Here is a 13,362-nt window from a genome sequence, read left to right as displayed (position 1 = left end):
GATTTTCATAAAATAAAAGTAAAGAAATGAAAGTGGGTGACAAAATGCCGGCAGTTGTGGAAGGTGTTATTATTGAAAACTGCAATGGAACAATTAATGTAGGTGACAAATATAACGTACAGCCGATTGAAAAGACGAAGGCTTATAATGGATCGGGATCATCAAATACAGGAATGAAAGTACAAACGTTTAGCGGGATTAGTACAGCTGATGTATGGGATAATGATGCGAATGATCAGGGGATACAGTTTACTTTATAGTACAGTATGTAAAATTGCATAAAATGATGAAGTTGCCCTATGATACAATCTAGCTGTGAGCTGTTAATGATTCTTCTGTAGTATAGTTGTTAGATTAGAAATATAACATCTTATCGAAAATCATACGTATAAAAAAGACACTTCAAATGAAGTGTCTTTTTTTACCTTAGTGATACCCTTTAGCAGAGTCTTTATGAATTTTATTTTTAAATATACTGTAGCTCCAAAGCTGATATCCAATAACGATTGGTACCATGACCATTGCAACGAAGAACATAATTTTTAAGTTTAATTGACTACCGGCTGCGTTGTATAACGTTGTACTGTATGCATCGTTAATACGAGATGGTAACATTCTTGGGAACATACCTGCAAAGCCAGTTGTCATAAACATTGCGATTGTTAGGCAAACGAATGTGAAGGCAAGGCCAATTTTATGTTTGTACACCATAATTAGTGCGAGTACACTCATTAGCATTGCAAGTACTGGAAGAATGAATAGTACCGGATATTCCGTAAAGTTTTGGAATAAGTTTGTTCGATTAGCAGTCGCTACATAGAAGATAGCTAAAATAATAGCAGCTGCCATTGAAAATGGCCTTGCGATTTTATAAGCACGATCAGATACTTCACCAGTCGTTTTAATCATGACCCAAAGGGCACCGGATACGACAAATATAGCAGTGAAGAACAACCCTCCTAAAATACCGTAATGGTTTAGTAAGCTAAGTAAATTTCCTTCATAGCCATTTTTTCCGATTTGTAGTCCGTAATACAAGTTAGCAAATGTAACACCGAATAAAAAGGCGATTAAGAAACTGCCAATTGCAAATGCCCATTTACAAGTTTTTTGCCAAATTGGTGAATCATCTTTATGCATGAATTCCAGTCCAGCGGCACGAGCAAATAGTGCAAGTAATACTAAGAATAACGGTGTATATAAATAACTAAACATATTAGCATATGTGACTGGGAAGGCAGCAAATGTTGCGCCACCAGCTGTAATTAACCATACTTCATTACCGCCCCAGAACGGGCCAATTGCTTCTTGTAATTGATTTCGTTCTTGTCGATCTTTCGTAACGAAAGGAAAAATCATTCCGTTACCAAGTGCATACCCGTCAAGAATGAAGTAAACTGTCCAAATCACGCCCCATAAACCGAACCAGATGATTGCAAGCATATCATGAGACATGAGCCACACCTCCCTCAGTAGCAGGTTCTTCTAATGCGGCAGGTCCTTTTTTCGCGAACTTCAGCATTAAGTATACATCTGCGATTAAAAGTAAAGTGTAGAATAAAATTAAACTAATTAATGAGAACCAAATTTGCGGGACAGATATAGGCGATACAGATTCTGCTGTACGCATTAGTTTATATACTGTCCATGGTTGGCGACCTACTTCAGCGACAATCCATCCTGCGTTAATCGCAATATAAGGAAGTAAGACAGACCATATTGTAATTTTTAAATAACGTTTTGAGTTTTCTAGTTTTCCTTTTCGGTTTAAATAGAAGCCATACCAAGTTAATGCCATAAAGAACATACCGAGTGCAACCATTAAGCGGAAGCTATAATACACGAGGTTAACATTTGGACGTTCATCTTTCGGAATATCCTTTAAACCAACAATTTCGCCATCAAATGAGTTTGTATAGAAGAAGCTTCCGAGTTTTGGAATCGTAAGGAATTCAAAATTCTTCTCGTTTTTCACATCAGGAATTTGAACTATTGAGAAGCCTTGTCCTTTTCCGGTTTCCCAAACTGCTTCCATCGCAGCTCCTTTTGCGGGTTGATATTTAGCCGCTGATACACCAGATTGATGTCCCATAAACGGTGTAATTGTTGCGGCGAATAAGCCTAACATTAAGCCGAACTTAAATGATTTTTTGAAGAATTCAACTTCATTTTTACGTAATAAGTGATAGGCACTAATTGCCATAACGAAGAAAGCACCAACAATATAACAACCAACTACAGTATGGAAGAACATATTCCAAGCGTATGGATTCGTAACGAGTGCCCAGAAATCATTTAATTCAGCGCGGCCGTTACGTACTACGTAGCCAACAGGGTTTTGCATAAAGCCGTTTGCTGTAATAATCCAAAGGGCGGAAATATTTGTTCCAAGTGCAACCATCCACATGCAGAAGGCACGGAACTTTGGTGAAATTTTGTCTTTACCGAATAACCATATTCCCATGAAAGTAGATTCTAAGAAGAAGGCAACAAGTGCTTCGATTGCGAGAGGTGATCCGAAAATGTCTCCCATATATTTGGAGTACTCAGACCAGTTTGTTCCAAATTGGAATTCCATTGTAATCCCGGTTATAATCCCCATTACGAAGTTAATTGTAAATAATTTACCCCAGAAATTTGCCATTTTGCGGTATGTTGGATTCAATGTGCGGGCGTATTGAGTTTCCATACATGCCACCAAAATAACAAGTCCGATTGTCAAAGGTACAAATAAAAAGTGATAAAAAATAGTAATTGCAAATTGAAAACGACTCAGTAACAGAACGTCGGACATAATAAATATTCACTCCTTTTTTACATTATCTACAATCAGTTTATAGTGAAAATACGTTTAAAGTATGTGAAACTTGTTACAAAGCTGTGTGTATATTTTGAAAGAATTATGTCGATTATCTGAAAATATCTTATTTTTACTATAAAGCGATATCCTTTTTGAGTTTTTCATATTTTGGTACACTATTTATGTAGTGTAAATGAGAGAAAAGAGGGTTCCTTACTATGAAGTCATTAGAAGAGATTTTGCAGTACAATGAGAAATTTGTTGAAGAGAAAAAATACGAAGAGTATGAAACAGGAAAATTCCCGAATAAAAAAATGGTAATTATCTCTTGTATGGATACTCGTCTTGTTGAATTATTACCAAAAGCAATGAATATGCGTAACGGTGATGTGAAAATTATTAAGGTAGCAGGAGCTGTTATCTCACATCCATTCGGAAGTATTATGCGTAGTATTTTAGTTGCTGTATATGAACTTGGTGCTGATGAAGTTTGTGTAGTTGGTCACCACGATTGCGGTATGGCAAAAATTCAGGCAAGCAGTACAATTGAGAAGATGAAAGAGCGCGGTATAACAAATGAGAAATTAGATACACTCCGTTATTCTGGAATCGATTTAGAAAGATTCCTACAAGGGTTCTCTAGTGTAGAAGAAAGTGTAGAACATAGCGTATCGATACTTCGCAACCATCCGTTACTTCCAGAAGAAGTACCTGTTCACGGTCTTGTTATCGATCCTGAAACAGGAAAATTAGATTTAGTTGTGAATGGTTACGACAATTAAGAATTTACTTTGTCATCCTTTTTATCTGGGACAGGATCAAATCCTCCCGGGTGGAAAGGGTGACATTTTAATATACGCTTACAAGTAAGCCAAAAACCTTTGAGTGCACCATGTTTTTGAAACGCCTCTAATCCGTAATGAGAACAAGTCGGATAAAAACGGCATGTTGGTGGTGTCATCGGAGAAATGAATTTTTGATAAAAGCGTATAATCCCAATAAAAATCTGTTTCATAACGGTCTCCTTTTCAGCATATTCTTAAAGTATTATAGCACGACTGTACATAATACTTTACTAATGTGCATTTCCGTTATATCATATTGGATATAACGGAATTAAATTAAAAGCGGGAGAGATGTTGTATGCCATCAGTAGAAAGCTTTGAATTAGATCATACGATTGTAAAGGCACCTTATGTAAGACATTGCGGAGTTCACAATGTAGGTAGTGACGGTATTGTAAATAAATTCGATATTCGTTTTTGCCAACCGAATAAACAAGCAATGAAACCAGATGTTATTCATACGTTAGAACATTTATTAGCATTTAATTTACGTAAATATATTGATCGTTATCCGCATTTTGATATTATCGATATTTCACCGATGGGCTGCCAAACAGGATATTATCTTGTAGTAAGCGGAACACCGACAGTACGAGAAATCATTGATTTATTAGAATTAACATTAAAAGATGCGGTTCAAATTACAGAAATTCCAGCTGCAAATGAAACACAATGTGGTCAAGCGAAGCTTCACGACTTAGAAGGAGCACAACGCTTAATGAACTTCTGGTTAAGCCAAGATAAAGATGAACTTGAGAAAGTGTTTGGATAAAATAAAAAACTGCCTGTGAAAGGGCAGTTTTTTATTTTATTAAGAGCGAACATGTTCTTTTTTTATGAAAGTATACTAGACACTCCAACATATAAAACAAAGGCAGAACCGAGAAAATAAACAAATGCTTTTGTTTTTTCCCGTTTCTTCATTTCATCAATTCCAAAAAGGATAAACATAATACTTAAAAGGATAAACACGTAAGGTAAAAGAATAGTGAAGTTTGCAAAGAAGCTAAATAGGGCGAGAGAAAGAGCGATAGTGGCGATTATGATTTGAATGTTTTTTAACATGGAATCCCCCTTAAGTAGAAAAAAATAGTTACTGAGAGAAAATAATTATAAATGCTAAATTGATCGAAATTTTATTCTACATGTAGCGAAAGAGTTTGATATTAAAAAGAAGAATATGAGACTAGAAACGAAAAAATACGGGATACTCATTAATTCCTAGAAGAATAAAGGAACAACTGAGAATAAATTGTACGTATGGGAGAAGTGAAAAATTATCGGTAAAATGGACATAAGTGCTTAGAGTGAGTAAGAGAAGCATGAAAAATGCTAAAAAAATCCGTAATATAGTTAGAGTTAGCATCGTATAGCCCCCTTTAGACCATTTACTAGAATATTTCTGTGAAACCAATAAATAAAGCAGCAGCTCCTGCTAGTAGAGCGAGCACACTACCTCCTGTTTGCTGTTTTAATATTTCCTCTAAACTTATGGTGAGGGCCATACCTCCTAAAAAGATGAACATATAAGGGATTATTTCTCTATTACCAGTAAAAAATCCATAGATTGCTATAGATAAGGCAATAAGTGATAAAGTAATCCGTCCCCATTTTAGCATAAAAGACCTCCTCTATTTTATGTAGGTAATAATGAGAACAATCCAAATGAAAGCACCGGCAATAATACAAATAAGTCCAGTTGCTGATTCCCTTTTCTTTATTTGTTCAAATGCGATGAGAAACATTAAAGCCCCTAATAGAAATTGTGAAAGAGGTAAAGAATTATTTTGACCTGTATATAATCCAATTGCCGACATAACGATCACAGTGAGTGCTACTATGATGCGAAGTATACGAAGCATATTAGGAATTCTCCTTATTCTTTTTTGTATAAGGATTGTCTTCTAGTTTATCGACGGAATGTTTATAAGCATAGCCTTTATTAATTGTCATGACGGAGAGTACGAGGATGATTAGGACGATGATAATACCGATAATTAATATTTTGAACATAAAATCCCTCCTTTTCTTTATTTTACATAATTTTGTAATTGATGAAAACAATAGAAAATAAAAGGATGAAAGAAGGGTGTTACATGGAGACGAAAAAAACATATTATATATCAATAGGAAACGGTCAAATTTCACAAGTGAAGACGGCGGATACGTATAATTTTGAGATTTCCGCAAATGATGAGGAAATTACGGAATTAAGAGAGCACTTTGATCAAGCATATGTAGAAGATTTAGGGTCATTTGTACGCTCCCACGTTCCATTTGTTGAGTATCATCACGATTCAAATAATGACCGATATGATGAACAACTACAAAAAGCATATAAAATGATTTACGATTTAGGAAATCATGAGACGAAAGAATTAGTCGCACAAATGGGAATAATCAATGGATTGTAATTGGATAATATTATGCAGAAAAGCGAGAATATGCTACAATTTGTGGTAGGAAAAACTTGTAACCATCAATAGGGGAGTAATGGCATGTACAAATTTAAAGATTATTACCACAACACTGTACAATTATCGTTTGAACGTTATCCATTTTCTCCTGAGCCAAAGCATGTTTGGGTTGTATGCCGGTACGGGGATCAATGGTTATTAACGCATCATTTACGTCGCGGTCTTGAATTTCCAGGTGGTAAAGTAGAACTAGGGGAAACACCGGAAGAAGCGGCAGTTCGAGAGGTTCATGAAGAAACCGGCGGCATAGTTTCTGATTTAACTTACTTAGGACAATACAAAGTATCTGGAAAAGACAAAATAATCATTAAAAACATTTATTTTGCAACAATTAGTGCGGTAGAAGAACATACGCATTACGAAGAAACGAAAGGGTCTGTTTTATTAAAAGACATTCCTGACAACATTAAAACGAATAGAAAATTTAGCTTTATAATGCGCGATGACGTATTAGCGCGTACGATGAAACATATAGAAGAAATCGGCTGTTTTACGAAGTAAAGTAGCCGGTTTCTTTTTTTTGTATGTAAGAATAAATGTAAACATATCTTTACATTATTTTGGGGATATTATACAATTTTGTAAAGGTATATTTACATTTTAGGAGGGGGAAGATGGATAAAAGAAAAGAAACGACTGTTACTGTTTCGATGGTTAAATTAAACTTTTCTTTATTTTTTATAATAATTGCCTTGTCGTTTGGAATTGGTTATTTGCATATATTTCTTTCAGGTGGGGTTCAAGTCGAAGTTACATTATTAACGATGTTTCTTTTTATTATCGCAATGATGGTTCTCGTTTGTATTCATGAAGCGATACATTTAATTGGCTTTCGCTATATCGGAGGTGTTCCGTGGAGTGAACTAAAATGGGGCGTTAATTGGAAATTAGGTGTTGCATATGCTCATTCTAAACAGGCGGTTACAGTAAAGCAAATGAAGAAAGTGTTAATGCTTCCGTTTTTACCAACTGGAATTTTGCCAATTGTATTGGGATTAGCTATGAATCTGGAGCCACTCTCATTTTTAGGAATTCTACTAACAGCAGGGTGTATCGGCGACATTGTCTTATATCAAAAAGTTTCAAAGTTTCCAGATGATGCGCTAGTAAAAGATCATCCGAGTAAACCGCAGTTTACAGTATATGAATAATAAGAGGAGGCATTTTTGAACAACTGCCTCCTCTTATTATTTTTTGTCGGTAAATCAATATATTGTGAAAATTGTTGATATAATTTAATTACTATTATTGTATTTTTATCTCCACCTCCACCTCTAAAAACGAAAGCACCTCCAACAAATCATCTACGATACGTGAATGCTTAAAATCACCCCAAAACGAATCTTTTTTCCAAACACCAAGAATCCCTACTTGTTCAGAACCAAGCACATCGTTTTCTGGATGATCTCCAATATAAAGACATTCTTCTGCCTTCACATCTAGTCTTTGCAAAGCACGTTCGAAAATTTCAGGATGAGGTTTTTTAATTCCTTCAGCTTCTGAAACGAGAATGGTGTTTGTATACGTATGTATATGTAGTGCTCGAAGGTTGCTCATCTGAAATTCAGTAAAACCATTTGTAATAATACCAATTTTAATGTTTCACTGTTTTAACTGTTGAAGTAGTTCATGCGTGTTTTTGAAAGGAATACAATGATGTTGGAAGTTTGTAATATAGTCGTGTAGTAGTTGCTCTTGCGTTAAAGTAGTAATGTTGTATTCGGAAAAGAGAGTAGCATATACTTTATCCTTCCACGTATAGCCATTATTATCGAGTTCAAGAAATCGAGAACAATACTTTGATTTCTCTATACTCTTCAAATGTGAGGCGAAGCGATTATATTGCTCACAAATAAATTGTTCTAAAGATTGGCGCCGATCTAATAGTGTTCCATCTAAGTCGAATAAGATTGCACGAATCATGGGAAGCCTCCTTGCAGTTTTTATAATTAATTATCGCATATTCGTAAAAAAATGATTATGATATTTTGTAGAATGGAATAATGGGGGATTGTATGAAGAAATTGTATGGCAAGTTAGTGTGTTGTATTATAGCAAGCAGTTTAGTTGCAGGATGCGATAGTGCTATCGAGGTTACGGAAGAAAAAGAAATTTGTAAAACAGAAGAAGAGTGCACGCAAATAGGAGATAAAACATTACAAAAAGTATATAAAAAGATAGAGGAACTTTCAGAACTTGAAAAAGTAGAGGATTATGACATAGAAGAGTATGAAAGTATGAATATGAAAGAGGCGGAACAGAAAAAAGAAGAGGATGACAATTACTTCTTTTTAGCTTCTTATTATATCGATGATGATGAAATTGTAGATCCTTATTTTGAGAGATTGGATCGTAAGAGATTGAATAAAGTTTTTGCAGATGACGAAGTAGCAAAAGATGATTTGTTAAGTCAGCGACAAGATAGAGAGTATCATGAAACTTTATGGGACATGTATCGCACTCTCGTCCCAGTGAAATATCGTGAGAATATAACAGGATTTGGTCTAATAACGGATGGTTATGATGGCGTTGTTGCCCATGTCATGCCAAGTATAGATGACCCGAGAGATTGGGTGCTTAGTTTAGACGTGCTTGATTCTGGGGTGAATATAGATGAAGTGATGAAAACATTAATTCATGAAACGGCTCACCTATTAACGATTGGACATAAACAAGTACCAGTGGATAGAAAGTATTTAGAGGCGTTTGATGAAGAGAAAGACATTTCATCATATCGAAATAAATGTAAAACGGTGTTCGTGAAAAATGGATGTGTGAGAAAAAGTTCGTATATTAACCAATTTTATAATAAATTTTGGAAACCAATTGAGCAAGAGTGGACAGAAAAGAAAGTAGAAGAAAGTGAAGAGGCACAAATTGAATTTTATAAAGAAAAGCATGATGATTTTGTATCGCTATATGGAACAACAAATGTAACGGAAGATATCGCAGATACATTTACAGCGTTCATTTTACAAGATTCAAAAAAAGTGAAAGAAGGAACAGAGTTAAAATATAAGAAAATTGCTTTCTTCTATCAGTTCCCTGAGCTTGTAAAAATGAGAGCGGAAGTGCTGTCAGGATTATATGATGTTTCGAAAACGATAGAACAACAAAGTGGAGACTAATGTGAGTTATGCTTTCGATATAGTTTTGTTAAAGAAAAGCGTGAAGAATTTTTAATTCTTTGCGTTTTTTCTTATGTTGATAAAGTTGAAAATTCTGTATTTTTATCAAAAAGAAGAAGGAACTGGAGGCACAAAAGAGAATTAGTATAAAAATGTCACAATTTAGACACAATTATAATGCGCGTGTTGTAGGGACTATAAGTTTACTCTCGAGGAGGTAATGAAACGTATGAAAACGATTCTTGCTGTTGCTGGTCTCATTTGGGTAATGTCTCACGGTTTTCCGATTTTTGAAGGGGAGCAAATTCGTAGTGCTTTGAATGAAAAGTTTAATGATTATCATGTGATAGATCGAAAAGATAATGTCGTTACAGTACGTGTGAAAGACTGTTTCCATACAGTTACGGTTGCGGATGGAAACATTACAAATGAAACGAAAATGTGTGATAAAAGGTAAAAGAAAGAAGCTGACTATAGCGCACTGTTTTGAGTCAGCTTCTTTTTCTTTTTCCAATTAGAATTTTTTCAAATGCCTCAACAAATACATACATAAGAGTTGCAAGAACACATGTGAGTAGTACGCTAAGTAAGACGAGTGTGAAGTTAAAGACTTGGAATCCGTAGCTAATTAAGTAGCCAAGTCCTTGTTTGGAAACGAGAAGTTCTCCGAAAATAACACCAACCCAGGATAAACCAACATTTACTTTTAACGTTGAGATAATTGCTGGAAAGGATGCAGGGAGAACGACTTGCTTATAACATTGCCATTTATTTGCGCCAAATGTGTCCATCACTTTTATATAGTTAGAATCGACTTCTTGAAATGCACTGTAAATAACGAGAATGGTAATGATGATGGAAATGATTACTCCCATTGCGATAGAAGATGAAATGTTTGGACCGAAAATAACGATGATGATTGGACCGAGTGCAACTTTTGGCATTGCATTTAGGACGACGAGGTAAGGATCAAGTACGCGGGCTAGAAGTGGCATCCACCAAAGAAACGTGGCAATAATAGCACCGAGTACCGTTCCGAGAATGAAGCCTACTCCTGTTTCCAGCAATGTCGTCCATATGTGGACCCAAAGTGAACCGTCGATCCATTTCGTTAAGAAGAGATCCCAAATACTCGAAGGAGAGCTAAAGAGTAAAGGATCAATCCATTCTTTTTTGCTAGCTATTTCCCATAGTGCAAAGAAAAGAATGAGTAGTAAAAGCTGTAGTGAGCGAGCAATCCAAGCACGCCTGCGTTCTTTCTTTCGAAATTGTTCATGTAGTTGTTTTATATTATCCAAGTCGTTCCAGCTCCTTCCATATATCTTGAAAGAGGGCTGGGAAATCGTAGTGATGGCGTGCTTCTAACGGTGATAAAGAACGGATACTTTCCGGGACGATAAAGGTTTTCGCGATTTTTCCAGGATTCGCTTGAAGTAAATAAATACGATCACTCATCGCAATCGCCTCTTCAATATCGTGAGTAACAAGTAGTGATGTTTTCTTATATTTATTTAGTAAGTTGAAAACGAGTTCTTCTAGTTTTAATTTCGTTTGATAATCGAGTGCGGAGAATGGTTCATCTAGTAATAAAATTTTCGGATCAGTTGCTAACGTTCGAACGAGAGCGGCACGTTGACGCATACCGCCGGATAGTTCACGAGGATATTGTCTTTCTACCCCATGTAGACCGACTTGCTTTAAAAGATTTAAAGTATGTTCTTTCATTTGTTCATCATAAATCCTTCGAATATGAAGTCCAAGCATAATATTTTCTTCAATCGTTTTCCACGGGAATAAGTAATCTTGCTGCAACATATATCCCATAGATGATGTTTTCGTTGTAATTGGTTCACCATCTAAAAAGACAATACCATCAATTGGATCAAGTAACCCAGCAATGATTGAGAGGAGCGTTGTTTTACCGCAACCACTTGGGCCGAGTATAGAAATAAATTCGCCTTCTTCCACTTGTAAGCTCATATCTTCAAGAATAAGTTTGGCATTCTCTTTTGCAAAAAAGCAGTGAGAAACGTTACGTATTTGTAAAAAACTCATACACTTCGCCTCTATTTCTTAATAACGCTTTCGGCAATTTTTGTATTGACGAGCGCTTCATATGGGACTTCTTTTTGTAATTCACCAGCGTCTTTCATAATCGTTTGGAGCTGTTTCCATTCTTCCGCATCTAGTAGTGGATTTGTCGCATAAGAATGTTGCTTTTTATACCGTTCAATTACTTTTACTGTAATGTCTTTTGAAGTGTCTTTAAATAGCGGGGAAACAGCATCAGCAATCTCTTCTGGACTATGTGTATCAACCCATTGCTGTGCTTTATAGAGCGCACGTGTGAACTTTTCAGCAGCAGCTTTATCTTTCTTTAAGAAACTTTCTTTTGCCATGAATGTTGTATAAGGAACAGTACCAGATTCATTTCCGAATGAAGCGACGATATAACCTTTACCTTCTTTTTCGAATATGCTTGCAGTCGGTTCAAAGAGCTGGACAAACTCTCCTGTACCAGATGCAAAGGCATTTGCAATATTAGCAAATTCGATATTTTGAATTAAGTTCGTATCTTTACGAGGATCAATGCCATTTTTCTTTAAAACGTATTCCCCAACCATTTGCGGCATGCCGCCTTTACGCTGTCCTAAAAATGTAACACCTTTTACGTCATTCCAATTAAAAGAGTCTAGTTTTTTACGTGAAACTAAAAATGTCCCATCTGTTTGTGTAAGCTGTGCAAAGTTAATGACAGGGTCTTTCGCTCCTTGTTGATGAACGTAAATAGACGTTTCAGAACCGACGAGAGCAATATCAATTCCGCCAGATAATAGGGCGGTCATCGTTTTATCGCCACCAGCTGTTGTTTGTAGGTCAATATTTAGTCCTTCATCTTTAAAAAATCCTTTTTCAATCCCAACATATAATGGGGCATAGAAGAGAGAATGGGTAACTTCGCCGACGCGAATGTTTTGAGTTTGTTCTTTCGTACCTTCTTTTTTACTACTACAAGCAGCAAAAGTAAAAACAGCTAGTAACATGATGCAAAAAATCGCGATTAATTTTTTCACTATATAACACCTCCTAGAAGTCACTCTACAAGCATGATATGTAGGTAATCGCCCATATGTGAGTGTAGATAGCAGGAATTTTTTTGGTGGTAAAGAAGTACAAATATAAGGGGTGATAAAATGGAGTACGAATACGATGATAGCGTACATTTACATCTTGATTATTTCGGGACAGAATGTGATATGGAATCGATTGCTTATAAGAGAAAGAATGAAGACGTATGGGATGTGTATTTTAATTTTGGAGTATACGGTATTCAGAAAGACGATGTAGAGTTAGGGAGATTTATGGACGAATATGCTGGTCATTACGTTTTTTCTGTACATGCTCGCGATCTTAGCTGGGAATTTGGAAGTGCCCAGTTTGAAGAGTGGGTTTTGAAAAATCGGATAGTAGAAAAAACGCTACAAAAATAGGAGGAATTTTGTGATTGGATTTCTCATCTTATTATTTATTTTTGTGGCCGGATTTTTATCATGCAAATGCTTATTTACCGATTTGCAAAGAAAAACATCCATAAATATACAAAAATAAAATGGTTTCATATGTGGCTACATATGAATATGAAAAAAGGCCCGAGATTAGATTTTTTTGATTTTGTAGTTACAGTACTCGTATGTATCGTATGGAAAATATGGCTGCTTCCTTTTATATAATACACATGCTAATCATCTTCTCTTTCATCATAAAATAACGAAAAGAACCTGTCTTGTGGCGGGTTCTTTTCGTTATAGTAATAGTTGTTAAAAACGTACAACGCTTGTTTATTAATTCTTTCGTATTTTCATGTGGAATCTTTAATAGCATTAAGGATTTCTAAAAAATAGTTATTATATCATAAAGTGGAGTGCTAAAATTAAGCTTTTCAAGAATGAGTAATTTGTATGCCACAATTTAACTATTGATTAAGGAAGTATTAAGGAAATATATTTATAGTAGAAGCAAGTTTGCAGACGAAATATAGGATATATGTTATTTTAATACAAATAGTTTTTTCGATGCGAGGTGAAATTAATACATAGAAAAGAGGGAATGAA

The 13,362-nt window shown here is 35.4% G+C and carries 19 protein-coding genes and 2 pseudogenes; 10 read left to right on the top strand and 11 right to left on the bottom strand.

Annotated features, from left to right (window positions below; all coding sequences use genetic code 11):
* The first annotated feature begins 26 nt into the window (after nt 1-26).
* The gene (locus BLT20_RS15890; RefSeq protein ID WP_002001299.1) at nt 27-260 is read left to right on the top strand and encodes a spore germination protein; all 234 of its coding nucleotides are present in this window, start codon (nt 27-29) and stop codon (nt 258-260) included.
* A gap of 166 nt (nt 261-426) precedes the next feature.
* Here the strand turns inward: BLT20_RS15890 and cydB are convergent, their stop codons facing one another.
* Nucleotides 427-1,455, bottom strand: a complete 1,029-nt coding sequence (cydB, locus tag BLT20_RS15885; protein ID WP_000017662.1) for a cytochrome d ubiquinol oxidase subunit II — start codon at nt 1,453-1,455, stop codon at nt 427-429.
* Nucleotides 1,445-2,794 (bottom strand): cytochrome ubiquinol oxidase subunit I, encoded by a 1,350-nt coding sequence (cydA, locus tag BLT20_RS15880; protein ID WP_001286188.1) that lies wholly within the window; start codon nt 2,792-2,794, stop codon nt 1,445-1,447. Before cydA ends, cydB begins: the two co-directional genes overlap by 11 nt.
* 224 nt (nt 2,795-3,018) lie before the next feature.
* Here cydA and BLT20_RS15875 point away from each other — a divergent pair, with 224 nt between their 5' ends.
* The gene (locus BLT20_RS15875) at nt 3,019-3,582 is read left to right on the top strand and encodes a beta-class carbonic anhydrase (RefSeq protein ID WP_000838169.1); all 564 of its coding nucleotides are present in this window, start codon (nt 3,019-3,021) and stop codon (nt 3,580-3,582) included.
* Here BLT20_RS15875 and yidD read toward each other — a convergent pair.
* The gene (gene yidD, locus BLT20_RS15870; RefSeq protein ID WP_000809334.1) at nt 3,579-3,815 is read right to left on the bottom strand and encodes a membrane protein insertion efficiency factor YidD; all 237 of its coding nucleotides are present in this window, start codon (nt 3,813-3,815) and stop codon (nt 3,579-3,581) included. The two genes, BLT20_RS15875 and yidD, sit on opposite strands and share 4 nt — an antisense overlap.
* Nucleotides 3,816-3,943: 128 nt before the next feature.
* Between yidD and luxS the strand changes: the two genes are divergently transcribed.
* Nucleotides 3,944-4,417: an S-ribosylhomocysteine lyase LuxS gene (gene luxS / locus BLT20_RS15865; protein WP_001141371.1), complete on the top strand. Its 474-nt coding sequence runs from the start codon at nt 3,944-3,946 to the stop codon at nt 4,415-4,417.
* A 62-nt stretch (nt 4,418-4,479) separates the two neighbouring features.
* On the opposite strand, the gene BLT20_RS15860 is transcribed toward luxS, so the two are convergent.
* The 4 genes from BLT20_RS15860 to ytzI all read right to left on the bottom strand — a co-directional run bounded on the left by BLT20_RS15860 (nt 4,480) and on the right by ytzI (nt 5,658).
* On the bottom strand, nt 4,480-4,710 hold the full coding sequence (locus BLT20_RS15860; protein ID WP_000916670.1) for a YczI family protein: 231 nt from the start codon (nt 4,708-4,710) through the stop codon (nt 4,480-4,482).
* 326 nt (nt 4,711-5,036) lie between these two features.
* Nucleotides 5,037-5,264 carry a DUF3953 domain-containing protein gene (locus tag BLT20_RS15850; protein WP_000922253.1) on the bottom strand — a complete coding sequence of 76 codons (228 nt, stop codon included), beginning with the start codon at nt 5,262-5,264 and terminating at the stop codon, nt 5,037-5,039.
* 12 nt (nt 5,265-5,276) lie between these two features.
* Nucleotides 5,277-5,507, bottom strand: a complete 231-nt coding sequence (locus BLT20_RS15845; protein WP_000944458.1) for a DUF3953 domain-containing protein — start codon at nt 5,505-5,507, stop codon at nt 5,277-5,279.
* A 1-nt stretch (nt 5,508) separates the two neighbouring features.
* On the bottom strand, nt 5,509-5,658 hold the full coding sequence (gene ytzI / locus BLT20_RS15840; RefSeq protein ID WP_000472794.1) for a YtzI protein: 150 nt from the start codon (nt 5,656-5,658) through the stop codon (nt 5,509-5,511).
* Nucleotides 5,659-5,741: 83 nt separating this feature from the next.
* Between ytzI and BLT20_RS15835 the strand changes: the two genes are divergently transcribed.
* From BLT20_RS15835 to BLT20_RS15825, 3 genes are all read left to right on the top strand, one after another.
* The gene (locus BLT20_RS15835; protein ID WP_000448409.1) at nt 5,742-6,059 is read left to right on the top strand and encodes a hypothetical protein; all 318 of its coding nucleotides are present in this window, start codon (nt 5,742-5,744) and stop codon (nt 6,057-6,059) included.
* Nucleotides 6,060-6,143: 84 nt separating this feature from the next.
* A complete protein-coding gene (gene mutTA, locus BLT20_RS15830) occupies nt 6,144-6,623 on the top strand; it encodes an antimutator 8-oxo-(dGTP/GTP)ase (RefSeq protein WP_000276385.1) in 480 nt (159 codons plus the stop codon).
* A gap of 113 nt (nt 6,624-6,736) precedes the next feature.
* The gene (locus BLT20_RS15825) at nt 6,737-7,273 is read left to right on the top strand and encodes a DUF3267 domain-containing protein (RefSeq protein ID WP_000361293.1); all 537 of its coding nucleotides are present in this window, start codon (nt 6,737-6,739) and stop codon (nt 7,271-7,273) included.
* 94 nt (nt 7,274-7,367) lie between these two features.
* Here BLT20_RS15825 and BLT20_RS15820 read toward each other — a convergent pair.
* A pseudogene (locus BLT20_RS15820) lies at nt 7,368-8,045 on the bottom strand (HAD family hydrolase).
* Nucleotides 8,046-8,137: 92 nt separating this feature from the next.
* On the opposite strand from BLT20_RS15820, the gene BLT20_RS15815 reads away from it, so the two are divergent.
* Together BLT20_RS15815 and BLT20_RS15810 are read left to right on the top strand one after the other, a co-directional pair.
* Nucleotides 8,138-9,250: a hypothetical protein gene (locus tag BLT20_RS15815; RefSeq protein WP_000737821.1), complete on the top strand. Its 1,113-nt coding sequence runs from the start codon at nt 8,138-8,140 to the stop codon at nt 9,248-9,250.
* 229 nt (nt 9,251-9,479) lie between these two features.
* On the top strand, nt 9,480-9,707 hold the full coding sequence (locus BLT20_RS15810; RefSeq protein WP_000849112.1) for a hypothetical protein: 228 nt from the start codon (nt 9,480-9,482) through the stop codon (nt 9,705-9,707).
* 34 nt (nt 9,708-9,741) lie between these two features.
* On the opposite strand, the gene BLT20_RS15805 is transcribed toward BLT20_RS15810, so the two are convergent.
* Genes BLT20_RS15805 through BLT20_RS15795 form a run of 3 tightly spaced genes read right to left on the bottom strand, consistent with a single transcriptional unit; the run spans nt 9,742 to nt 12,324 of the window.
* Nucleotides 9,742-10,548, bottom strand: coding sequence for an ABC transporter permease (locus BLT20_RS15805; protein WP_000368771.1), 807 nt, complete (start codon nt 10,546-10,548; stop codon nt 9,742-9,744).
* Nucleotides 10,541-11,305: an ABC transporter ATP-binding protein gene (locus BLT20_RS15800; protein WP_000009036.1), complete on the bottom strand. Its 765-nt coding sequence runs from the start codon at nt 11,303-11,305 to the stop codon at nt 10,541-10,543. The genes BLT20_RS15805 and BLT20_RS15800 overlap by 8 nt, the downstream gene beginning before the upstream one ends.
* A gap of 11 nt (nt 11,306-11,316) precedes the next feature.
* On the bottom strand, nt 11,317-12,324 hold the full coding sequence (locus tag BLT20_RS15795; protein ID WP_000733144.1) for an ABC transporter substrate-binding protein: 1,008 nt from the start codon (nt 12,322-12,324) through the stop codon (nt 11,317-11,319).
* A gap of 120 nt (nt 12,325-12,444) precedes the next feature.
* Here BLT20_RS15795 and BLT20_RS15790 point away from each other — a divergent pair, with 120 nt between their 5' ends.
* Both BLT20_RS15790 and BLT20_RS15785 read left to right on the top strand, forming a co-directional pair.
* A complete protein-coding gene (locus tag BLT20_RS15790; RefSeq protein WP_000455579.1) occupies nt 12,445-12,741 on the top strand; it encodes a DUF3986 family protein in 297 nt (98 codons plus the stop codon).
* Between the two features lie 10 nt (nt 12,742-12,751).
* A pseudogene (locus tag BLT20_RS15785) lies at nt 12,752-12,981 on the top strand (hypothetical protein).
* The last annotated feature ends 381 nt before the right edge of the window (nt 12,982-13,362 follow it).

The sequence above is a fragment of the Bacillus sp. cl96 genome (assembly GCF_900100505.1).
Taxonomy (GTDB): domain Bacteria; phylum Bacillota; class Bacilli; order Bacillales; family Bacillaceae_G; genus Bacillus_A; species Bacillus_A cereus.
Note: the sequence above shows the minus strand (reverse complement) of the source record. Positions and strands in the feature narration are given on the sequence as shown.